This window comes from Streptomyces sp. NPDC060049 (assembly GCF_042736715.1).
Classification (GTDB): Bacteria; Actinomycetota; Actinomycetes; order Streptomycetales; family Streptomycetaceae; genus Streptomyces.
Window position 1 is genome coordinate 82,923 of record NZ_JBHWVV010000004.1, and the last position, 21,877, is coordinate 104,799.

The window sequence follows — 21,877 nt, forward strand, 5'->3', positions numbered from 1 at the left end:
GGGTGAGCGGGCGGGGGCCGGACGGCGCCGGAGAGCGGCGCGCACGGCGTTTCGCGCCGGCGGCCGGCCGCGCCCGCGGCGTCTGGTGCCGTGCATGGCAAGGCGGAGGGGCGTGTCGCGTACTGGACGTACTGGGGCGCCCCGACAACGCGGCCAGGTGCGGTGTCCAGGCGTCGCGGGCCCGGCAAGGTCCGAAAGAGACGGCCTAGGCGCGCCAGGGGAGCTCGGCGGTCACGGTGGTGCCGCCTTCCGCGGGGGAGTCCACGACCAGCACGCCGTCGACCGCGTCCAGCCGCTCCGCCAGCCCGGCCAGTCCCGACCCCGCCAGGGCGGACGCGGACGCGGACGCCCCGCCGCGGCCGTCGTCCGAGACCTGGATCAGCAGCCGCTCGCCGGACTTCCACACGTCGACGGCCGCCGTACGGGCCCGCGCGTGCTTGCTGATGTTCTGGAGCAGCTCCGAGACGGTGAAGTACGCGATCCCCTCGATCGCCGCCGCCGGACGCGCGGGCAGCTCCACGGCCACCCGTACCGGCACGGCGCACCGGGAGGCCACCGAGGACAGCGCCGCGTCCAGGCCGCGGTCGGTGAGGACCGCCGGGTGGATCCCGCGGGCCAGGTCCCGCAGCTCCTGCAGGGCGATCTTCACCTCGCCGTGCGCCTCGTCGACCATGCGGGCGGCGGCCCGCGGGTCCTCGGTCAGCTTCTCCTTCGCCAGCCCCAGATCCATGGCCAGCGCCACCAGCCGGGCCTGCGCCCCGTCGTGCAGGTCCCGCTCGATGCGCCGCAGGTCGGCGGCGGCGGTGTCGACGACGACCCCGCGGTCGGACTCCAGCTCGGTGACCCGGTGCGCGAGCCGCGACGGGCCGAGCAGCCCCGCGACGAGCACCCGGTCGACGGTCGTCAGGGCCCGGACCACCCAAGGGGTGGTGAGGGTGAAGACCAGCCCGATCGCGCAGGTCACCGCGATCGCGAGAGGTGAGTCCAGGTAGAACGAGTAGTCGTCGTTCTGGAAGAGCTGCAGCCCCGGCTGGTCGGTGTAGGCCGGGAAGACCCAGAACCAGAGCGGGTACAGCAGCATGGCCCACCCGTAAGCCCAGAAGACCAGGGCCACGCAGAAGCTGAACACCGCCCAGGGGAAGTGGATCACCGAGTACAGCACGTGCCGCCAGGCGCTCCCGCTCTTCAGCAGCGCCCCCATGGCGGCGATCGCCCCGCTCTTCCTCGCCCGGACCGGCGCGGGCTCGGCGATGTCGTGGCCCAGCATCCCGCGCACCCGGGCGCGCTCCAGCCGGCCGAAGCCGCGGCACATGGCGAGCACCCCGGCGAGCACCGGGACCCCGAGGAAGGTGACCAGCAGCCCGGCGCCGAGGCTGACGCCCGTGATGGCGAGCGAGAAGTAGAGCGTGCTGAGCGGCAGCCCGACCATCAGGTACCCGAACTCCCGCCAGGTCCGTCCCTCCACGGGAGCCCGCAGCACCCTGCCGATCCCACCGCTGCCGTGCGCGCTGCTGCCCATGATCCCGACCCGCCCTTCGATCCGCCTTGACCCCCCAACCCTCCCGCCGCGCCCCCACCGAAACCATCCTGCGCGTCGGTCTCTCCCCCCGGGGGTTATCCCCACCCCTCACACCGGCCCCCACCCCTACGCCGCCCGGAGCGTCCCCACCGAGCCGAGTCATGCCCCGGCCCCCGCCAGGGAGCGTTGCCCGGGCGGGGGCGCCTCCCGGGCGGGACCGGAGCCGGCGGAGCAGGCCATCCACCCAGGCCATCCGCTCAGGCCATCCACCCAGGCCATCCGCTCAGGACCTTCCTGCCGCGCCGAAGCCATGGCTCAGCCCCGCCCCGGAGCACCTCCCGGGCGGGGCTGGAAACAAGGGGCACCAGAGCCGTTCATCAGCCCCGCCGGCGTTCGAGGCGCGGCCACGGCGCCGCAGCCGGAAACGGCGGGCCGCCCGGGAAACACCCGGGCGCCGGGCCGCAGCCGGAAACGGCGGGCCGTTCAGGAACACCCGGGCGCGGGGCCCCGCCGGGCCACCGCTCAGGCCGCGCGGTCGCGCCACGGCAGCTCCGCCGTCACCACGGTCCCCGCCCCCTCCGGGGACTCCACCGCCAGCACGCCGTCGACCGCGTCCAGCCGCTCGCCGAGCCCCGCCAGTCCCGACCCGCTCCGGACGTCCGCACCGCCGCGCCCGTCGTCCGACACCCGGATCAGCAGCCGCCGCTCCGCCCGCCAGACCTCGACGGACGCGCCCCGCGCCTGCGGACCCGCGTGCTTGCTCACGTTCTGCAACAGCTCCGAGACCACGAAGTACGCGATCCCCTCGATCGCCTCCGCCGGCCGCGCCGGCAGGTCCACCGCCACCTTCACCGGTACCAGGCACCGCGAAGCCACCGACGACAGCGCCGCGTCCAGCCCCCGGTCGGTCAGTACCGCCGGATGGATGCCCCGCGCCAGGTCCCGCAGTTCGCGCAGCGCCAGCTTCACCTCGCCGTGCGCCTCGTCCACCATCGCCGCCGCCCCCTCGGGGTCCTCCAGCAGCTTCTCCTTCGCCAGGCCCAGCCCCATCGCCAGTGCCACGAGCCGCGCCTGCGCCCCGTCGTGCAGGTCCCGCTCGATGCGCCGCAGGTCCGCCGCCGCCGTGTCGACCACGACCCCCCGGTCGGACTCCAGCTCCGCGATCCGCCGCTCCAGCTCGTCCGACGGCGACAGGAGGCCCCGTACCATCGCCCGGTCCACGTTCGCGAGCCCGCGGGCCACCCACGGCAGTACCGGCCACAGCACGAACAGCCCGGTCAGCGCCACGGTGAAGGTCAGCAGCGCCCACGGCAGCCGCACCAGCTCGAACAGCACGGTCCGCCACGCCACCGGGTCCTTGAGGCAGGCCCACAGCCAGGGGAAGAAGCCGCCGGCGCGGGACGGCCCGGGCATCGGGCTCGGCTCGTCCACGCGTACGCCCAAGAGGTCGCGCGCCCGCGCCCGTTCCAGCCGTCCCATCTGGCGAGACAGGAAAAGACCGCAGGCGAGCAGCGGAAGCCCGATCGCGGTCACGGACAGTCCGCCCGCGGTCGCCACCATGAAGACCGTGTAGACGAACCCGATGAGGGCGGCGGGCAAATTGCTCAGCAGGTACGCGAGTTCCTTCCACGTCACGGCACTGAGGGGAGCGCGTACGGGAGGGGGAGCGTCGTCGCCGGGGGTGTGATCGGTCGCGGTCATGCGCCCACCCTGTCAAGCGCGCGCGCCCGATGCCATGGGGTAGCCGGGCCGAGGTAAACGGGGGATAACCCCACCCCGTGGGAGCCAGGCCCTAGACTCCCGTCCGTACCAGATCAACCTGATCGTCGACAGTCGCCGAGGAACGAGGAACGGACGTGCCCGAACCGACGGTATCGACCGTAACCGTGCTCGCCGCGGACTACTTCCGGACGTATTCGGTCGTCGGCCTCCTGGCCGCGCTCGGCGTGCTGTTCGTGGCGGTGGCGTTCGGCGCGGGCCGCCTGCTGCGGCCCGTCGTCCCGACCCGCGAGAAGCTCCTGACGTACGAGTGCGGCGTGGACCCGGTGGGCGAGGGCTGGGCGCACACCCAGGTCCGCTACTACGTCTACGCCTTCCTCTACGTCATCTTCGCCGTCGACTCGATCTTCCTGTTCCCGTGGGCGACGGTGTTCGCCGCCGCCGGTTACGGCGCCACGACGCTGGTGGAGATGTTCATCTTCCTCGGCTTCCTGGCCGTCGGCCTGCTCTATGCGTACAAGAAGGGCGTCCTCGAATGGCTGTGACACCGGCTGGGACACCGGCCGTGCCGTCGGAGCCGCAGCTGCTCCCGGAGCCGAAGAAGCTGGGAGTGCTCTCCCGCCTCGCGCCCGAGCCCATGAAGGTGGTCCTCAACTGGGGCCGCCGCTACAGCTTGTGGGTCTTCAACTTCGGCCTCGCCTGCTGCGCGATCGAGTTCATCGCGGCCTCGATGGCCCGCCACGACTTCATCCGGCTCGGCGTGATCCCCTTCGCCCCCGGCCCGCGCCAGGCCGACCTCATGATCGTCTCCGGCACGGTGACGGACAAGATGGCCCCCGCCGTCAAGCGGCTGTACGAGCAGATGCCCGAGCCGAAGTACGTCATCTCCTTCGGCGCGTGCTCCAACTGCGGCGGGCCGTACTGGGACTCGTACTCGGTGACCAAGGGCGTCGACCAGATCATCCCGGTCGACGTCTACGTCCCGGGCTGCCCGCCCCGCCCCGAGGCGCTGCTGCAGGGCATCCTCAAGCTCCAGGAGAAGATCGCCCGCGAATCGCTGGCCGAGCGCTACGCGACGACGGCCCCGCCCTCGCCCGCGCAGCTCACCAGCGCCCTGGTCACCCCTCCGGCCACCCCCGGGACGGACGCGTGAACCTCTACGACTCCCTCCCGGACGCGGCGGGAACGGTCTTCGGCGCAGAAGCCGTCGGCTCGTACGCGTACTCCGTCCTCACCGTCGACGTCCCCACCGCGAGCTGGATCCCCGCACTGGAGATCGCCCGCGACAAACTGGGCTGCACGTACTTCGACTGGCTGAGCGCGGTCGACGAGCCGGGCACCGGCTTCCGGATCTGCGCGCACGTGGTCTCGCTGGAGAACCACCGCGTACGCCGCCTCCTGCTGCGGACCACCGTCCCGCACACCGCGCCCTCCCTGCCCTCGGCGGTCTCGGTGTACGCGGGCGCCGAATGGCACGAGCGCGAGACCTTCGAGATGTTCGGCGTCGTCTTCACGGACCACCCGAACCTCGTACCGCTGCTCCTCCCCGAGAACTTCGAAGGCCACCCGCTGCGCAAGGACTTCGTCCTCGCCGCGCGCGTCGCCAAGGCCTGGCCGGGCGCGAAGGAGCCGGGCGAGGCACACGACCCGGACGCCCCGAAGCGCCGCCAGATGCTTCCGCCGGGCGTGCCGGACCCCAACGACTGGGGCCCGATGAAGGGCCAGCTCCCGCCGGCCCCCGCCCGCCCCGCCCGCACCCCGCGGGCGGCCGCCGGGGAACGCCCCGTCCGCGCCCCGCGCGAGGGCGCCCCGGTCCGCCGCACCCGGACGGTCGGCGAGGGCTCCGCGAGCCAGGCCGCCGACCCGGCCGCCCAGGCGGCCACGACGGCTCCCGCCCCGGACGAGGCCGCCCCGCCCCGCGCGCCCCGCCGCACCCGCTCGGCATCCGAGGGCTCCGCGAGCCAGGCGCCGGCCCCGGCGGACGCCGCGTCCACCCCGGCCGGCCGGGCCGGGACCCCGGCGGCCGGCGAAGGCGCCCCCGCGGCGGAGCCGGGCACCGGCCCGGCCGACGCCCCGCGCCCCGCGCGCCGCACCCGCACCGCGTCCAAGGGCTCCGCGAGCCAGACGGCCGAGCCCGCGCGGGAAGCCCCGCCGAAGCGGCCGGGGCCCCGGAGCACGGACGCCCCCTGGCACGACCCGAAGCCCGCCTTCGACGAGCCCCCCGCCGAACCGGCCGACGCCGCCGAACCGGCCGACGCCGCCGAACCGGCCGGGACCACCGGCTCCGGGACCGAAGCCGAGACCAGCACCGACACCGGGACCGGTACCAGCACCGACACCGACACCGACCCCACCACCGACAAGGGAGGCGACGCGTGAACGACGTCCTCGACGTCGCCCTGCGGCTGATCGTCGTCTTCGCCGTCTTCCTCGTGCTCCCGCTCGTCATCGGGCAGACCGAGCACAAGGTGATGGCCCACATGCAGGGCCGCCTCGGCCCCATGTACGCCGGCGGCTTCCACGGCTGGGCCCAGCTCGTCGCCGACGGGGTCAAGTTCGCGCAGAAGGAAGACATCGTCCCGGCCAACGCCGACCGCCGCGTCTTCCAGCTCGCCCCCGCCGTCGCCCTCCTCCCGTACCTCCTGGTCCTCCTCGCCATCCCCGTCGGACCCGGCGAGGGCGCCGTCGGCCAGGTCATCGACGCCGGGCTCTTCTTCGCACTCGCCGTCATGGGCGTCGGAGTGCTCGGCTCGCTCATGGCCGGCTGGGCCTCGGCGAACAAGTTCTCCCTCCTCGGCGGCCTGCGCACCGCCGCGCAGCTGCTCGCCTACGAGCTCCCCATGCTGCTCGCCGCCGCCTCGGTGGCCATGGCCGCCGGGACCGTCTCGCTCCCCGGCATCGTCGGTGCCTTCGAGTGGTGGTGGCTGCCCTGGCAGATCGTCGGCGGGCTCGTCTTCTTCACCGCCGGCCTCGCCGAACTCCAACGGCCCCCCTTCGACATGCCCGTCGCCGACTCCGAGATCATCTTCGGCGCGTACACCGAGTACACCGGCCTGCGTTTCGCACTGTTCCTGCTCGCCGAGTACGCCGGCATCGTCGTCCTCTGCGCCCTCACCACCGTCCTCTTCCTGGGCGGCTGGCACGGCCCCTTCGGCGGCGACGACTTCGGCTGGGCCTGGACCCTGATCAAGATCGCCGCGCTCTCCTTCGTGGTGATCTGGCTCCGCGTGAGCTACCCCCGACTGCGCGAGGACCAGCTGCAGAAGCTCGCCTGGACCGTACTCATCCCGCTCGCGCTCGCCCAGATCGCGCTCACCGGCATCGTGAAGGTGGCGATCCAGTAAATGCCCCCCATCCCCGGATCCGGCCTCGCCAAGGGCCTGGCCGTGACGCTGCGCACGATGACGAAGCGCGCGCACACCGCCCAGTACCCCGAGGTGCAGCCCGAGCTCCCGCCGCGTTCGCGCGGGGTCATCGGCCTGTTCGAGGAGAACTGCACGGTCTGCATGCTGTGCGCGCGCGAGTGCCCCGACTGGTGCATCTACATCGACTCCCACAAGGAGACGGTGCCGGCCTCCGTCCCCGGCGGCCGTGAGCGCAGCCGCAACGTCCTCGACCGCTTCGCCATCGACTTCTCCCTCTGCATGTACTGCGGCATCTGCATCGAGGTGTGCCCCTTCGACGCGCTCTTCTGGTCGCCGGAGTTCGAGTACGCCGAGACCGACATCCACGAGCTCACCCACGAGCGCGACAAGCTGCGCGAATGGATGTGGACCGTCCCGGCCCCGCCGGCCCTGGACCCGGCCGCCGAGGAACCCAAGGAAGTCGCCGCGGCCCGCAAGGCCGTGGAGAAGGCCGAGGCCGCGGCAGCGGCGGCAGCCGCCGCGGAGGCCGAGCCGCACCCCGAACCCCCGGCTCAGGCCCCGGAAGGAGACGCGTGATCACCGCAGCCGCCCAAGGCAACGGCTTCCTCTCCCCGACCGGCGTCGAGATCGCCTTCGTCCTCGTCGGCCTCGCCACCCTCGGCGCGGCCGCCGTCACGGTCACCACCAAGCAGCTCGTGCACGCCGCCCTGTGGCTGGTCGTCGCGCTCGGCGGCGTCGCCGTCGAGTACCTCCTGCTGACCGCCGAGTTCATCGCCTGGGTCCAGGTGCTGATCTACCTCGGTTCCGTGGTCGTCCTCCTCCTGTTCGGCCTGATGCTCACCAAGGCGCCCATCGGCCGCTCGCCGGACGCCGACTCGGGCAACCGCCCGGTCGCGCTCGGCGTCGCCCTCGTCGCGGCCGCCGCGCTCGGCTGGGTGGTCGTCGACGCCTTCCGCACCACCTGGATCGACCTCGACGGCCCCGCCCAGGGCTCCACCAAGGTGTCCGGAGAGATCCTCTTCCGGCACTGGGTGCTCCCGTTCGAGGCGCTCTCGGTCCTCCTCCTCGCGGCCCTGATCGGCGCCATCGTGCTGTCCCGCAAGGACGCCCCCGCCACGGGGACGCCCGCCACGGGGACGCCCACCAGCCCGACGCCCGCCACCCCGACGCCCGCCAGCCCGACGCCCACCAGCCCGACGACGGCCGGTGCGCCCGCCGCGGACAAGAAGGGGCAGCGCTGATGCACCTCGCCTACCCCGCCGTGCTGGCGGTGCTCCTCTTCTGCACGGGCCTGTACGGAGTACTCGCCCGCCGCAACGCCATCCTGGTCCTGATGTCCGTCGAGCTCATGCTCAACGCCGTCAACCTCAACCTGGTGGCCTTCGACGTCTGGCTGCGCGACACCCTGCACGCAGGCCAGGCCCTCACCCTCTTCACCATCGCCATCGCCGCCGCCGAGATCGGCATCGGCCTCGCGATCGTGCTGATGGTGTACCGCAACCGGGGCACCGCGGACGTCGACAAGCTGCGCGACACCGCCGAGGGCCACGAGCCGGACAGCGCGACTGGAGCCGCCGCGTGAGCACCCCGACCCTCGCCGTACTCGTCCTCCTCCTGCCCTTCCTGGGCGCGCTGGCGGGACTGCTGCTCGGCCGCACCGCCCCCGGCTTCGTCAGGCCGCTCGCCATCCTCCCGACGCTGGCCGCCGCCGTACTGGCCGCACTGGTCGCCTTCCGCCAGGGCGGCGGAACGCCCATCGAAACGGCGACCGAGCTGACCCCGACCGGCTCGGTGCCGATCGAGCTCTCGCTCTACCTCGACGGTTTCGCCGTCATGGCGGCCGTGCTGGTCGGCGTCGTCGCCACCTGCGTGCAGATCTACTCGACGGCGTACCTGCGCGACGACCCGCGCTACCCGTCCTACGCCGCCCTGATCTCCCTGTTCACCTCCGCCATGCTGCTCGTCGTCTACTCCGGCGACCTGATGGTGCTGCTGGTCGGCTGGGAAGTCATGGGCATCTGCTCCTACTTCCTGGTCGGGCACTACTGGGAGACCGAGGCGGCCCGCTCCGCCTCCCTGAAGGCCTTCCTCGTCACCAAGCTCGGCGACGTCCCGTTCCTCATCGGCCTGTTCGCGCTCGCCACCGACGCCGGCTCCTTCCAGATCACGAAGGTCCTCGGCACCGTCGCCGCCGGCGAGCTCGACCATCCGACACTGATCGCGCTGCTCCTGCTGGCCGGAGCCGCGGGCAAGTCCGCACAGTTCCCGCTGCACACCTGGCTTCCGGACGCCATGGCGGGCCCGACCCCGGTCTCCGCCCTGATCCACGCAGCGACGATGGTCGCCGCGGGTGTCTACTTCATCGCCCGGCTCTTCCCGGTCTTCGCGGCCTCGCAGGCCGCGCTGGTGGTCATGGCCGTCATGGCGGCCGTCACGATGGTGGGCTCCGCCCTCGCCGCCCTGGCCCAGGACGACATCAAACGGGTGCTGGCCTACTCCACGATCGGCCAGCTCGGCTACATGACCGGCGCCCTGGCCGTCGGCGACCGCTCGGCCGCCGTCTTCCACCTCCTGTCCCACGGAGCGTTCAAGGCGCTCCTGTTCCTCGGCGCCGGCGTGATCATCCACGCCGCCGGCACGAACTCCCTGGCCGCCATGTCCCGCATGCGCGGCCTGGCCGGGCGCATCCCCGACGCCTTCTGGACCATGACGATCGCGCTGCTCGCCCTCGCCGCCATCCCGCCCTTCGCCGGCTTCTTCTCCAAGGAAGCCGTCCTCGTCGCCGCCGAGCACACCGCCGGCGGCCACTCGGAGGTCGCGCCGACCGCGGCCGGCTGGCTGGTCCTCGTCGCCGGCGTGCTGACCGCCCTGCTCACCGCCGCCTATGCCACGCGGCTGTGGCTGATGGCCTTCCGGGGCCGGGGCGCCGACGCCCCGGACCACGGCAAGGAGCCCTTCGCCATGACGGGCGTGCTATGGCTGCTGGCGATCCCGTCCGTGGGGTTCGGCCTGCTGGCCGGCCCGCTCGCCGACTTCTTCGACGGCAAGGAGCTCACGCCGTCGCTGACGACCTCGGTCCTCGGCACGGGCGCCGCCGTCGTCGGCGCCGTCCTCACCTACGCCCTGTGGCAGCGCGCCGAGGCCAGGGCCGCCCTGCTCCCGGCCGGAGCCCCCGCCACCCGGCCCGAGGCGTCCGCGTCCGTCGCCGCCGCCGAATCCGCCGCGGAGACCCCCGAGGTCGACGAGGTCACCCACGACCACCCCGTCGTCCCGGCCGGCCCCGCCGCCGACCCCGGTCGCGCGCTGCTCGGCCCGCTGCACCGGCACGCCGCCGACGGCTTCCACCTCGACGCCGTCTACGACCGCCTCTTCGTCCGGCCCGTCCGAGCCGCCGCAGGCCTCGTACGCTTCCTCGACCGCGAGGTCGTCGACACGTACGTCCGTGGCGCGGGCCTCGGACCCCGGCTGCTCGGGGGCCTCGTACGCCGTGCCCAGACCGGCAACGTGCAGAGCTACCTGAGCGCCCTGCTCGCCGGCGCCGTGGTCCTGGCGGTCGCCACCGCCGTCCTCGCCAACGTCAACGCCGGATCGTGAGCCGTGAGTCAGCCGTGATTGATATCAGCCCGTCCGTGATGCAGTTCCTTCTGGCGTTCGTCGTGGCCGCACCGCTCCTCGGAGCGGCCGCGGCCCTCCTGCCCGCCCCGCCCGGACTGAAGGGCAGGAGCCCCGAACAAGCCGTGCTGCGCCACGGCGTCACCGTCACCGGCGTCATCCTCGCCGCCGCGATCGCCCTCGCCCTGGGCTTCGACCACGACGCCCCGTCCCGCTTCCAGGCGACGACGGACATCAGCTGGATCCAGGCGCTGAACGTCCGGATCCACCTCGGCATCGACGGCATCTCGCTCCCCCTCCTCCTGATGACCGCGCTGCTGTTCTTCCTGTGCGCGCTCTACAGCTACTTCAAGCTCCCCGCAGGCCCTTCCCCGAAGGCCTTCGTCGCGCTCCTCCTGGTCCTGGAGTCGGGCACCCTCGCGACCTTCGCCGTGCTCGACCTGCTGCTCTTCTTCCTGGCCTTCGAGATGGTCCTCATCCCGATGTACTTCCTCATCGCCCGCTGGGGCGGCGCCCAACGGCAGGCCGCGGCCTGGAAGTTCATCCTCTACACGCTCCTCGGCTCCGTCGTCATGCTCCTCGGTCTGCTGCTGATCGGACTGAACAGCGGCACCTTCGACATGGTGGCACTCGCCTCTGACAACGGCCGCGAACTGACCCATACCACCCAGATCCTGGCGGTCCTCGCCATCGGGACCGGCCTCGCCGTGAAGACCCCGATGTGGCCGCTGCACAGCTGGCTGCCCGACGCCCACACCGCCGCCCCCACCGTCGGCTCCGTCCTCCTCGCGGGCGTGCTGCTGAAGATGGGCACGTACGGGTTCGTGCGCATCCTGCTGCCGGTCACCCCCGACGGCATGGCCACCTTCGCCCCGTACCTCGGCGCCTTCGCCGCCATCGGCATCGTCTACGGGTCCCTGGCCTGCCTCGCGCTCGCACGCAAGGGCGGCAAGGGAGACCTCAAGCGACTCATCGCCTATTCGTCCGTCGGCCACATGGGCTTCGTCCTCCTCGGCATCGCCTCGATGACCCCCACCGGCGTCAACGGCGCGCTCTTCGCCAACATCGCCCACGGCCTGATCACGGGCCTGCTCTTCTTCCTCGTCGGCGCGCTCAAGGACCGGTACGGCACCGCCGACCTCGACACCCTCGCCGGAGCCACCGGCGCGGCCCTCTACGGCCGCGCCCCCCGCTTCGGCGCGTTCCTCGCCTTCGCCGCCGTCGCCTCCCTCGGGCTGCCCGGCCTGGCCGGGTTCTGGGGCGAGATGCTCGCCCTCTTCGGGGCGTTCGACCCCGCCGAGGGGCTGTCGCGGCCCGCGTTCCTCACGTACACGGCCGTCGGAGCCTTCGGGACCCTGCTCACCGCCGCCTATCTTCTGATCGTCGTACGGCGGGTGTGCATGGGCGATCCGAAGACGGCCGGCGCCGTGAGCACCACCCCGGCGGTCCTCGCCGACATCCAGCGCTACGAGTTCGCCGCGTGGACCCCGCTCGTCGCCCTCACCGTCCTCGCCGGCCTGTGGCCCGCTGTCCTCCTCGGCCTCACCGACCCGGCCGTCCAGAAGCTCCTCGCGGGAGGAAACTCATGACGGTCCTTCACCCCGGCGTCATCACCGCCGCCGACGCCCCCAGCCTGGTCCAGTCCGTCGACTGGCTCGCCATCGCACCCGTCGTCATCACCGCGGCCGTCGCCGTGGCCGTCCTCGTCGCGGACCTCTTCCTGCCCGAGCACCGCAAGCCGCTGCTCGGCTGGATCTCCGTGGCCGGACTGGCCGCCGCGACCGCCACCCTGCTGCCGCTGCGCGCGGGCGACCGCGCCACCTTCTGCCTCGCCGGCACGGACGCGGGTGCGGCGGCCGGCGCGTGCAGCTACGCCGCCGACCACTTCGCGCTCGTCATCCAGTTCCTCGTACTGGGCGGCGCCCTGGTCACCGCCCTGCTGTCGGTCAGCACGGTCAGCGAAGCGCGCATGCCGGCCGGCGAGTACTGGTTCCTGCTGCTCTCCTCAGCCGCCGGGGCGGCCCTGCTGCCCGCCTCCCGCGACCTCGCGACCCTGATCGTCGCCCTCGAAGTCGCCTCGCTGCCCGCCTTCGCCCTCGTCGGCATGCGCCGCGGCGACCGGCTCTCCTCCGAGGCCGCCCTCAAGTTCTTCCTCTCCTCCGTCACCGCCACCGCCGTGTCGCTGATGGGCGTCAGCTTCGTCTACGCCACCACCGGCTCCCTGCACCTCACGCGGATCGCCGAACAGCTCGAACACGTCCCCGGTCAGCTCGACACCCTCGCCATGGCGGGCGTCGCGCTCACCCTCGTCGGCTTCGCCTTCAAGACGGCCGCGGTCCCCTTCCACTTCTGGGTCCCGGACACCTACGTCGGCGCGCCGCTGCCCGTCGCCGGATACCTGTCGGTCATCGGCAAGGCGGTCGGCTTCACCGGCCTCATCCTCGTTACCGTGATCGCGTTCCCGTCGTACTCCGACATCTGGGGCCCGGCCCTCGCCGTCCTCGCCGCGCTCACGATGACGCTCGGCAACACCGCCGCCCTGCGCCAGTCCGCCGACCGGCCGGGCGGCGCCGTACGGCTGCTCGCCTGGTCCTCGGTCGGCCAGGCCGGCTACCTGCTCGTCCCGATCGCCGCCGCCGCGTACGCCGGCCGCGACCAGATCGGCTCCACGGTCGCGTACGCCCTCATGTACGCCGCCGTGAACCTCGGCGCCTTCGCCGTGGCCGCCCTGGTGGCCCGTACGAAGCCGCTGCACCGGCTCGCCGACTACCGGGGGCTGTACGCCGAGCGTCCGCTCGCCGCCCTCGCGCTGGCCTTCTTCCTGCTCTGCCTGGCCGGTCTGCCGCCTGGCATCATCGGGCTCTTCGCGAAGGTCACCGTGTTCCAGTCCGCGGTCGACGCCGGACTGGGCTGGCTCGCCGTGGTCATGGCCGTCAACGTCGTCATCGCGCTGTACTACTACCTGCGCTGGACGGCCCTGCTCTTCCGCACCCCCGAGGGCGGCGCCCCGGAAGAGGGCGCCGGGACCCGTACGAGGGCCCCCTGGCCGCTCACCGCGGCCGTCGTGCTCACCGCCGCCACCGCCCTGGTCCTCTCGGGCGCCCCGCAGCTGGTGCTGCGCTTCGCCACGGGCAGCCTGTTCCCGTTGTAGGCCGCACGCACGCACGCACGTCCGGTGCGGTGTCGGGGCCACCCGTACGCGTGTCACCCGTACGGCCCAACAGGCGCGGCCGCCCCACGGCCGGGGCCGCGGGGGCGGCGGGGCGGGCGCGCGCCGGGAACCTGGCGTCCCCACCTGGCGTTGACCAGGAAGGAAGGGTCCACTGGACCGTAGGCCCCTCAGATCCACCATCCTGGACGGGTCCCCCTGCCGCACCACTTGGAGGGCGTACCGTGCACCGCCGGCACAACGGGCTGAAGACCGCCGTACTCCTCGGCGGTCTGTCGGCCCTCATCATCCTCATCGGAAGCCTCTTCGGCCGGGGCGGCCTGATCGTCGCCGTCCTCGTCGCCCTGGGGACCAACGCGTACGCGTACTGGAACAGCGACAAGCTGGCTCTACGCGCGATGCGCGCCCGCCCCGTCAGCGAGTTCGAGGCACCCGAGCTCTACCGCATGGTGCGCGAGCTCTCCACGTCCGCGCGCCAGCCCATGCCACGGCTCTACATCTCACCGACCGAGGCCCCCAACGCCTTCGCCACCGGCCGCAACCCGCGCAACGCCGCCGTCTGCTGCACGGAGGGCATCCTGCGGATACTCGACGAGCGGGAGCTGCGTGGGGTCATCGGCCACGAGCTGAGCCACGTCTACAACCGCGACATCCTCATCTCGTCGGTCGCCGGCGCCCTCGCCTCCGTGATCATGTTCCTGGTGAACTTCGCCTGGCTGATCCCCATAGGCCGCTCCAACGACGACGAGGGACCCGGCCTCTTCGGCATGCTGCTGATCATGATCCTGGGCCCGCTGGCCGCATCCGTGATCCAGCTCGCCATCAGCCGCTCGCGCGAATACGAGGCGGACGCCTCGGGGGCCCAGCTCACCGGTGACCCGCTCGCCCTCGCGAGCGCCCTGCGCAAGCTGGACGCCGGCACCAAGCAGCTGCCGCTGCCGCCCGAGCCCCGATTGGAGACGGCGAGCCACATGATGATCGCCAATCCCTTCCGTCCCGGGGAAGGACTGTCCAAGATGTTCTCGACACATCCCCCGATGGCCGAGCGCATCGCCCGGCTCGAACAGATGGCAGGCCGAAGTCAGTGAAGACCATCCTGAATGTCATTTGGCTCGTGCTCAGCGGTGTCTGGCTGTTCCTGGGCTACTGCCTGGCCGGCGTGATCCTGTGCATCACCATCATCGGGATCCCCTTCGGCATCGCGTCCTTCCGGATCGCGGTCTACGCCCTGTGGCCCTTCGGCTACACCACCGTCGAGCGGCGTGACGCGGGCGCCGCGTCCTGCGTGGGCAACGTGCTCTGGCTGGTCCTCGCGGGCTGGTGGCTCGCCATCGGCCACATCGTCACCGGCCTCGCGCTGTGCCTCACGATCATCGGCATCCCCTTCGGCATCGCCAACTTCAAGATGGTCCCGCTCTCCCTGCTCCCGCTGGGCCGCGAGATCGTCCCGACGGACGCGCCGTTCGCCTCGCGCTAAGGTGCCGGGTCGCGGCCGAGCGACGCGCACAGTGGCACGAGCGACGGGCAGGGAAGAACCGATGCCGACCGATCCCTCCACGACCCCGCAGGCCACGCACCCGCAGGCGGTGACCCCGCAGGCGGTGCCGCCCGCGCCCGCGACCCCCGCGCCCACGACCCCCTCGCCCACGACCCTCTCGGTCGTCGTGCCGATGTACAACGAGGAGGCCGCGCTCCCGGCCCTCGTGGCCAGGCTGCGCCCGGCGCTCGACGGCATCGGCACCGGCTACGAGGTCGTCGCCGTCGACGACGGCAGCGAGGACCGCACGGCGCACCTGCTGACCGGCTTGCGGGCCGAGTGGCCCGAGCTGCGGATCGTGCGGCTGCGCGGCAACTCCGGCCACCAGGCCGCCCTCACCGCCGGCTTGCACGCAGCGGTGGGCGCCTATGTCGCCAGCATCGACGCGGACCTCCAGGACCCGCCGGAGAAGATCCCGGAGATGCTCGCCCTGGCCCGCGACGAGGGCCTCGACATCGTGTACGGGGTCCGGGACGACCGCAGCGCCGACACCGCCTTCAAACGGCGCACGGCCGGCGCCTACTACTGGCTGGTGCGCCGCCTGGTCGGCAAGCAGGTGCCCGCTCAGGCGGGCGACTTCCGGCTGCTGAGCCGCGCGGCGGTCGAAGCGGTCAAGTCCATGCCCGACCAGCACCAGGTGTACCGCCTGCTGGTGCCCTGGCTCGGCTTCCCGAGCGGCCAGGTCCCCTACCGCCGCGAGGAGCGGGTGGCGGGCGAGACCAAGTACCCGCTGAGCAGGATGGTCCGCCTCGGCGTCGACAGCATCGTCAACTTCTCCGCCGCTCCCTTGCGCCTGGCGACCTGGCTGGGCGTGGCCAGCTTCTTCGGCTGCCTGCTGATGGTGGCGGCCACCCTCGTGGTCTACCTGGTGGGCAGGACCGTGCCCGGCTGGACCTCGCTGTTCATCGCGATGCTGTTCCTCGGCGGGGTGCAGCTGATCTGCGTCGGCCTGCTCGGCGAGTACATCGGCCGGATCTACACGGCCGTACAGCGCCGACCCACCTACTTCGTCGGGTACGACTCCGCGCGCGAGACGGAACGGGAAGCCGACTGAAAGTGCAGGTCAGGGCGATTGTCAGTGGTGGATGTCACTGTGTGTGCATGAATCGGAACGAGAAGTCAACGAAGCCGGTCGCCCGCCGCGCGCGCAGCTCCCACCAGCAGCTCGACGCGGCGGCCGGGGCCCCGACCGTACCCACGCCGATGCCCCTGGCCGTCGCGGGCCCGCACCGGGTCTTAGCCCGGCCTCGCGGACCGGCCCGGCGGGCCCGACGACAGCGCGCGGTTCGGCGAGGAGTCGAAGGCGGGGGAGGAGCGGGACCCGGAGCCGACCCCCGGGGCGGCCTCAGATCCCGGATGTGAGCCGCCGGCGCAGGCCGTAGGCCGCCGCGCCCAGCGCCAGCACCGCGGCCCCCGCGACCGTCGACGCGGCGGGCAGCGCGCAGGCGAGCACCACGCAGCCGGACAGCCCCGCCGCTGCCACGGCCCGCCCCTTGACACCTGAACCGAGAGTCCACGCGGAGGCGTTCGCGATCGCGTAATAGGCCAGCACCCCGAAGGACGAGAAGCCGATCGCGCCCCGCAGATCGGTGGTCGCCGCGAGCACCGCCACCACCGCCCCGACCGCGAGCTCGGCGTGGTGCGGCACCTGGTGGCGGGGATGTACGGCGGCCAGCGCGCGCGGGAGATGGCCGTCCCGGGCCATCGCCAGCGTCGTCCGCGACACACCCAGCACGAGGGCCAGCAGCGAGCCCAGCGCGGCCAGAGCCGCACCCACCCGCACGACGGGAGTCAGTGCGGACCACCCGGCCGCGCGCACGGCGTCGGCCAGCGGCGCCGCCGACCGCGCCAGACCCCCGCTGCCGAGCACGGACAGCGCCGCCACCGTGACCGCGGCGTACACGAGCAGGGCGATCCCCAGAGCGAGGGGCACCGCCCGCGGGATCGTGCGCTCCGGATCCCGGACCTCCTCGCCCAAGGTGGTGATCCGGGCGTAGCCCGCGAAGGCGAAGAACAGCAGCCCGGCGCCCTGGAGCAGACCGGCTGCGCTCCAGTGCGCGCCGCCGAGACGAGCGGCGTCGGCCGCGCCGGAGGACAGGCAGGCCACGACGACCCCGGCCAGCACGGCCAGTACCGCCGCCACGATCACCCGGGCGATCCGGGCGGACTTCTGCACCCCGCCGTAGCTCGCGGCGGTCAGTGCCACCACCGCCGCCACGGCCACGGCGCGCTGCTGCCCGGGCCACGCGTACGCCCCGACGGTGAGGGCCATCGCCGCGCAAGAGGCGGTCTTGCCGATGACGAAGCCCCAGCCGGCCAGATATCCCCAGAAGGGCCCGAGCCGCTCGCGCCCGTACACGTAGGTGCCGCCCGAGGAGGGGTACCGCGCCGCCAGCCGCGCCGAGGAGTGCGCGTTGCAGTACGCCACCAGGGCCGCCAGCGCGAGCGCCGCGAGGAGCGCTCCGCCGGCCGCGCGCGCCGCCGGTGCGAGCGCGGCGAAGATCCCGGCCCCGACCATCGCTCCGAGCCCCACGACGACCGCGTCGGACACTCCCAGGGTGCGCTTCAGCTCGTTGTCCACGGCCGGAGGGTAGCCGGGCTAGATGACGCCCTCCCGGGCCGGGAGCGCCGTCCGGGCCTGCTCCCAGCCGTCGAGTGCCGTCAGGCAGGCGTGGCCGAGGTGGCGCAGCCCGCTCAAGTCGAGCCGTGCGACCCTCCCGTGCGGCAGTGCGTCCAACGCGTCGAGGAGTTCGGGCAGCCGCAGGAAGCCGGCGTTGCCCAGGATCCGGACGCGCAGCTCCTCCCCCTCCCAGACCTGTTCGACGTGCACGTGGGAGGTCTCCCACGCGGCCTTGGCGATGGCGATCCGCAACCCGACGAGCACACCTTCGAAGAGGTTCGTGACCACGATCGCGGAGGCCGTCGCCACCGGCACGACCGCCTCGCCCCGGTGCGTGCGCCACAGGGCGGCCGCCGCCCGGGCCGGCAGCAGCTTCCAGCCCGCGTGCAGCAGCACCCCGGCGAGCGCGGCGAGCGGGACCGCCTCCAGGAGCCCGGGGACGGCCACGGCGAACAGCAGCAGCCGGCCGCCGTGCAGGAGACGGGCCGCCCGAGTCCGGGCCCCCGCCTCGACGTTGGCGGCGCTGCGGACGATGACGGCGGTCATCGGCAGTGCGCCGAGTAATCCGCACAAGGTGTTCCCGACGCCTTGTGCGACCAGTTCGCGGTCGTAGTCGGTCGGGCCCCGTCGTGCATCCGGTCCACGGCGGCCGCGTTGAACAGCGTCTCGGCGGAGGCGATCAGCGCGAGCGCCACCACGGTCCCGAGGGCTCCCAGGGAGGCCAGCACCTCGAAGTCCCCCCAGCCGGGCGGTGTCACCGCCTGCAGGACACCCGTCACCCGGACCCTTTCCACGGGCAGCCGCAGCACCGTCGCCGCGGGGTCGCGGCCGCCACCCCGACGAGCGCCCCCGGCACCAGTCGCAGCCGGTCCGGCATCCGCCGCCACAGCACCAGGACGGCGACGGTCCCGGCCCCGAGCGCCACGGCGGTCCAGTCGGCCCGCAGGCCGAGCTCCCCCGACCCGGCCAGCTTCTCCAGGGTTCGCGCGGGAGCCCGCACACCGGCCAGGGCGTACAACTGGCCCGCGATCAGGACGAGTCCGATCCCGGCCGGCATGCCGTGCACCACGGCCACGGAGATCGCCCGGAACCACCTCCCGAGCCGCAGCGCGCCCATGCCCGTCTGGGCCAGTCCGGCGGCGAGGACGAGTACGCCGAGCGCGGGTAGCCCGTACGTCCGCACGGCCTCGTAGACGAGCACGGTGAGCCCGGCGGCACGGCCCGCTCACCTGCAGCGAACTGCCCCGGAACCATCCGGTGACCAGTCCGCCCACCACGCCGGTGACGATCCCCGGTTCGGCCGGCACCCCGGAGGCGACGGCCACCCCGACGCAGAGCGGTAGCGCCACCAGGGCGACGACGACGGAAGCCCCGAGTCTTCACGGAACGTGCCGGCCCCAGGCATGCGGGAACCCCCTGTCGCTGCGGTGATGGACACCCCTCAGCGTGGTGGGCGCACTTCCCCGTCACCCGAGTGACCACAGGAGGCGCCACGGGCGCGCACGCCTCTCACGCCCGGCACACGCCCCCGGGCGCCGGACCGGGCGGCCCGGCGCGATCACCACGCCGGCGCCGAGCGCTGGGGCGGGCCGTGCGTGAGCCCGGGGGGAACGCGAAGGGGGCACCCGTCGAGGTGCTCCTCGGCGATGTGCCCCCGTCGTCACCCGCGTTCGCGCAGGTCAGGGATGCTGATCAGCGATCAGCGGTAGTTCACGAACTGGATCGCGAAGTCCAGGTCCTTGCCCTTGAGGAGGGTCTGGACGGTCTGGAGGTCATCGCGGCTCTTGGAGCTGACGCGCAGCTCCTCGCCCTGGACCTGGGCCTTGACGGCCTTGGGGCCCTCATCCCGGATGATCTTCGCGACCTTCTTGGCGTTCTCCTGGGAGATGCCTTCCTCGATCGTGGCGAAGATCTTGTACTCCTTGCCGGACAGCTGCGGCTCACCGGCGTCGAGCGCCTTGAGCGAGATGCCGCGCTTGACCAGCTTGGTCTCGAAGACGTCGAGGACGGCCTTGACGCGCTCCTCGGAGTTGGCCTCCATGAGGATCTTCTCGCCCGACCAGGCGATCGTGGCGCCGGTGCCCTTGAAGTCGTAGCGCTGCGAAAGCTCCTTGGCGGCCTGGTTGAGGGCGTTGTCGACCTCCTGCCGCTCGACCTTCGAGACGATGTCGAAACTGGAGTCGGCCATGTGCTGTGGCTCCTTGAAGTCGGTTGCGATCGCCCCGAAGGGCACGGCCGGACATCCCCGGTCCGCTCCGCAAAGCCTAGCCACCGCGCCCGCCTGCGGCGCTGATCAATCCAGTGGCGAAGCACCCCCGGCCATCGGGTATTGTTTACGTCGTTGCCACGGAGCGCCGCCGAAAGGCGGAAAGACGGCAGCGATCATGGCGGTGTGCCCGAGTGGCCAAAGGGAGCAGACTGTAAATCTGCCGGCTCAGCCTACCCAGGTTCGAACCCTGGCGCCGCCACGCGAGTGAGACCCCCGTTCATTGCGGAAACGCAGTGAACGGGGGTTTTCTCGTATGTCGCGTGCGCCGCGTACGCCGTGCCGCATACGCCGTGTGCCCCGTGCGCCCTCGCCGGGCAGTGAGTGGAAAACCCCGTGCGCCGGCGGGCGCGGAGGCGCATGCTGACCGCATGATCAATATCAGCGGCCGAAAGGGCCATGGCGCGTAAGGCGCCCTCGCAGGTCAGGTCGGACCTGCCACGCCGGGTGCCCGGAAGGGCCGCCCGAGCCGTCGTCCCCGGTGTCTCCTCCCGCACCCTCGCCGAGATCGCCCGCATCGAGCGCCACCGGACCGAGCTGGGTTCCGCCCATAGGGCGCTGACCGGGTTGCGCGCCATGGTGTACCAGCGCGGACCGTGGGTGATCTACCCGAGCTGGTACCGCGACTGCCCCTGCTGCGCACCGGACTGGGGAGACGACCGGGAGATCCTGGAAGCGTTCTGCCACCTGCTGACCCGCCGTGCCGCGCGGGAGCTGCGGGCCGTGCTCGCGCCGCTCGACGCGCGGTTCCTCGCCCGCACGCTGGCCGATCCGTACGCCCCGGCGCGCGACCCGTGGTGGCGGCGCAGGCTGGAAACGGCGTGAGGGGCCCGCCGGCGGGGACGCGGCGTGACCCATCGGGCGGATCCCGCGTGCCGATGAGGGCGCCCGGTCGTTCATCGGGGGTGAAATTTACTTCTGAGACGCGCGGAAAGGTCGGCGGCGGGGTACTCCTCGCCCTGCTCGGCGCCGGGATCCCGGCTTTGGTCGGAGCCGCACTGGACACCCAGGTGGGAGAGCCCTACCAGGAGACCCGGCTCTACTTCGGCACCGAGCGGCCGGGCCGGCCGCCGGTCGGGGAGCGGGAGTTCATGGGCTTCCTCGAGAGGGAGATCACCCCGGCCTTCCCCGAGGGGCTCACCCTCCAGGACGGGCGCGGCCAGTGGCAGCGGGACGGGAAGGTCATCCGCGAGATCTCGTACGAGGTGGTGCTGCTGTACCCGGAGAAGGAGGCCGAGGATCGCAGCGCCCGGGTCGAGCGGATCCGGCGGGCGTACGAGGAGCGGTTCCAGCAGGACTCGGTCGGCCGGTCCGACGACCAGTTGACCGCCGAGTTCTGACCGCCGAGTTCTGACCGCAGGGCCCTGACGGCGGGGCTCGGGCCGCCGGGTGGCGGGCGGTCAGTTGCCCGCCACGTCCTTGACCGCCACCGGGACGGGCGTCGAACCCGAGATCAGCTCCAGGGTGAGGCCGGCCGTCGCGGGCGTCTCGATCAGCTCGGCCAGCACCGCCGCCACGTCGTCGCGCGGGACCGGCCCGCGGCCCGTCCGCGCCTCCAGCCGGACCAGGCCGGTACCCGCGTCGTCGAGCAGCCCGCCGGGGCGCAGGACCGTCCACTCCAGGCCCAGGCGGGTACGGACGTGGTCGTCGGCCTCGCCCTTGGCGCGGAGGTAGGCGTCGAAGACGTCGTCGCCCTCGTGGCGCGCGTCGGCGCCCATGGAAGAGACCATCAGGAAGCGCCGCACGCGGGCCCGTTCGGCCGCGTCCGCGAAGAGCACCGCCGCGCCCCGGTCCACCGTGTCCTTGCGTCCGACACCGCTGCCGGGGCCCGCGCCCGCCGCGAACACCGCGACGTCCGCGCCCTGCAGGATGCCCGCCACGTGCTCGACCGACGCCGACTCCAGGTCGCACAGCACCGGTTCGGCGCCCGCCTCCCTGAGGTCGTCGCCCTGTGCCGGGTCGCGGATGATGCCCGCGACCTCGTACCCGCGCGCGGCGAGCAGGCGCTCCAGCCGCAGCGCGATCTGACCGTGTCCACCCGCGATGACGATGCGCATGTCCCGACCGTAC

The 21,877-nt window shown here is 72.8% G+C and carries 20 protein-coding genes, 1 tRNA gene and 1 pseudogene; 16 read left to right on the plus strand and 6 right to left on the minus strand.

Annotated elements, in window-relative coordinates:
* Window positions 1–205: 205 nt before the first annotated feature.
* Together ACFWBY_RS08075 and ACFWBY_RS08080 are read right to left on the minus strand one after the other, a co-directional pair.
* Complete coding sequence (locus tag ACFWBY_RS08075; protein WP_385342572.1) at window positions 206–1,519, minus strand: sensor histidine kinase; 1,314 nt, start codon at window positions 1,517–1,519, stop codon at window positions 206–208.
* Between the two features lie 522 nt (window positions 1,520–2,041).
* Window positions 2,042–3,220 carry a sensor histidine kinase gene (locus tag ACFWBY_RS08080; RefSeq protein WP_385342570.1) on the minus strand — a complete coding sequence of 393 codons (1,179 nt, stop codon included), beginning with the start codon at window positions 3,218–3,220 and terminating at the stop codon, window positions 2,042–2,044.
* A 155-nt stretch (window positions 3,221–3,375) separates the two neighbouring features.
* On the opposite strand from ACFWBY_RS08080, the gene ACFWBY_RS08085 reads away from it, so the two are divergent.
* The 13 genes from ACFWBY_RS08085 (at window position 3,376) to ACFWBY_RS08145 (ending at window position 15,975) form a co-directional block, all read left to right on the plus strand.
* Window positions 3,376–3,783, plus strand: a complete 408-nt coding sequence (locus ACFWBY_RS08085; RefSeq protein WP_267758582.1) for an NADH-quinone oxidoreductase subunit A — start codon at window positions 3,376–3,378, stop codon at window positions 3,781–3,783.
* Window positions 3,774–4,391 carry an NADH-quinone oxidoreductase subunit B gene (locus ACFWBY_RS08090; RefSeq protein WP_214946913.1) on the plus strand — a complete coding sequence of 206 codons (618 nt, stop codon included), beginning with the start codon at window positions 3,774–3,776 and terminating at the stop codon, window positions 4,389–4,391. Before ACFWBY_RS08085 ends, ACFWBY_RS08090 begins: the two co-directional genes overlap by 10 nt.
* The gene (locus tag ACFWBY_RS08095) at window positions 4,388–5,617 is read left to right on the plus strand and encodes an NADH-quinone oxidoreductase subunit C (protein ID WP_385409637.1); all 1,230 of its coding nucleotides are present in this window, start codon (window positions 4,388–4,390) and stop codon (window positions 5,615–5,617) included. The genes ACFWBY_RS08090 and ACFWBY_RS08095 overlap by 4 nt, the downstream gene beginning before the upstream one ends.
* Complete coding sequence (locus ACFWBY_RS08100; RefSeq protein WP_385340668.1) at window positions 5,614–6,582, plus strand: NADH-quinone oxidoreductase subunit H; 969 nt, start codon at window positions 5,614–5,616, stop codon at window positions 6,580–6,582. Before ACFWBY_RS08095 ends, ACFWBY_RS08100 begins: the two co-directional genes overlap by 4 nt.
* Window positions 6,583–7,179, plus strand: coding sequence for a NuoI/complex I 23 kDa subunit family protein (locus ACFWBY_RS08105; protein WP_385340670.1), 597 nt, complete (start codon window positions 6,583–6,585; stop codon window positions 7,177–7,179).
* Window positions 7,176–7,844 carry an NADH-quinone oxidoreductase subunit J gene (locus ACFWBY_RS08110; protein ID WP_385340672.1) on the plus strand — a complete coding sequence of 223 codons (669 nt, stop codon included), beginning with the start codon at window positions 7,176–7,178 and terminating at the stop codon, window positions 7,842–7,844. Before ACFWBY_RS08105 ends, ACFWBY_RS08110 begins: the two co-directional genes overlap by 4 nt.
* On the plus strand, window positions 7,844–8,185 hold the full coding sequence (gene nuoK, locus ACFWBY_RS08115; RefSeq protein ID WP_385340674.1) for an NADH-quinone oxidoreductase subunit NuoK: 342 nt from the start codon (window positions 7,844–7,846) through the stop codon (window positions 8,183–8,185). The genes ACFWBY_RS08110 and nuoK overlap by 1 nt, the downstream gene beginning before the upstream one ends.
* Window positions 8,182–10,197: an NADH-quinone oxidoreductase subunit L gene (locus ACFWBY_RS08120; RefSeq protein ID WP_385340676.1), complete on the plus strand. Its 2,016-nt coding sequence runs from the start codon at window positions 8,182–8,184 to the stop codon at window positions 10,195–10,197. Before nuoK ends, ACFWBY_RS08120 begins: the two co-directional genes overlap by 4 nt.
* 38 nt (window positions 10,198–10,235) lie before the next feature.
* Window positions 10,236–11,804, plus strand: coding sequence for a NuoM family protein (locus tag ACFWBY_RS08125; protein WP_385340722.1), 1,569 nt, complete (start codon window positions 10,236–10,238; stop codon window positions 11,802–11,804).
* Window positions 11,801–13,366 carry an NADH-quinone oxidoreductase subunit N gene (locus tag ACFWBY_RS08130; protein ID WP_385340678.1) on the plus strand — a complete coding sequence of 522 codons (1,566 nt, stop codon included), beginning with the start codon at window positions 11,801–11,803 and terminating at the stop codon, window positions 13,364–13,366. The genes ACFWBY_RS08125 and ACFWBY_RS08130 overlap by 4 nt, the downstream gene beginning before the upstream one ends.
* A gap of 242 nt (window positions 13,367–13,608) precedes the next feature.
* Window positions 13,609–14,472 carry a zinc metalloprotease HtpX gene (gene htpX, locus ACFWBY_RS08135; RefSeq protein ID WP_214946905.1) on the plus strand — a complete coding sequence of 288 codons (864 nt, stop codon included), beginning with the start codon at window positions 13,609–13,611 and terminating at the stop codon, window positions 14,470–14,472.
* A complete protein-coding gene (locus ACFWBY_RS08140; protein WP_385340679.1) occupies window positions 14,469–14,861 on the plus strand; it encodes a YccF domain-containing protein in 393 nt (130 codons plus the stop codon). Before htpX ends, ACFWBY_RS08140 begins: the two co-directional genes overlap by 4 nt.
* A 61-nt stretch (window positions 14,862–14,922) precedes the next feature.
* Window positions 14,923–15,975 carry a glycosyltransferase family 2 protein gene (locus tag ACFWBY_RS08145; RefSeq protein WP_385340681.1) on the plus strand — a complete coding sequence of 351 codons (1,053 nt, stop codon included), beginning with the start codon at window positions 14,923–14,925 and terminating at the stop codon, window positions 15,973–15,975.
* Between the two features lie 291 nt (window positions 15,976–16,266).
* Here the strand turns inward: ACFWBY_RS08145 and ACFWBY_RS08150 are convergent, their stop codons facing one another.
* The 3 genes and pseudogenes from ACFWBY_RS08150 to ACFWBY_RS08160 all read right to left on the minus strand — a co-directional run bounded on the left by ACFWBY_RS08150 (window position 16,267) and on the right by ACFWBY_RS08160 (window position 19,729).
* Window positions 16,267–17,502: an APC family permease gene (locus ACFWBY_RS08150; RefSeq protein WP_385340682.1), complete on the minus strand. Its 1,236-nt coding sequence runs from the start codon at window positions 17,500–17,502 to the stop codon at window positions 16,267–16,269.
* Between the two features lie 18 nt (window positions 17,503–17,520).
* A pseudogene (locus ACFWBY_RS08155) lies at window positions 17,521–18,893 on the minus strand (SulP family inorganic anion transporter).
* Between the two features lie 347 nt (window positions 18,894–19,240).
* A complete protein-coding gene (locus ACFWBY_RS08160) occupies window positions 19,241–19,729 on the minus strand; it encodes a YajQ family cyclic di-GMP-binding protein (RefSeq protein WP_214946900.1) in 489 nt (162 codons plus the stop codon).
* Between the two features lie 198 nt (window positions 19,730–19,927).
* Between ACFWBY_RS08160 and ACFWBY_RS08165 the strand changes: the two genes are divergently transcribed.
* The 3 genes from ACFWBY_RS08165 (at window position 19,928) to ACFWBY_RS08175 (ending at window position 21,147) form a co-directional block, all read left to right on the plus strand.
* Window positions 19,928–20,009 (plus strand) — tRNA-Tyr (locus ACFWBY_RS08165).
* A gap of 197 nt (window positions 20,010–20,206) precedes the next feature.
* A complete protein-coding gene (locus tag ACFWBY_RS08170) occupies window positions 20,207–20,632 on the plus strand; it encodes a hypothetical protein (protein ID WP_385340684.1) in 426 nt (141 codons plus the stop codon).
* An 80-nt stretch (window positions 20,633–20,712) separates the two neighbouring features.
* Window positions 20,713–21,147: a DUF3574 domain-containing protein gene (locus tag ACFWBY_RS08175; protein ID WP_385340686.1), complete on the plus strand. Its 435-nt coding sequence runs from the start codon at window positions 20,713–20,715 to the stop codon at window positions 21,145–21,147.
* A 60-nt stretch (window positions 21,148–21,207) separates the two neighbouring features.
* On the opposite strand, the gene ACFWBY_RS08180 is transcribed toward ACFWBY_RS08175, so the two are convergent.
* Window positions 21,208–21,864, minus strand: a complete 657-nt coding sequence (locus ACFWBY_RS08180; RefSeq protein ID WP_385340688.1) for an SDR family oxidoreductase — start codon at window positions 21,862–21,864, stop codon at window positions 21,208–21,210.
* Window positions 21,865–21,877 lie beyond the last annotated feature (13 nt).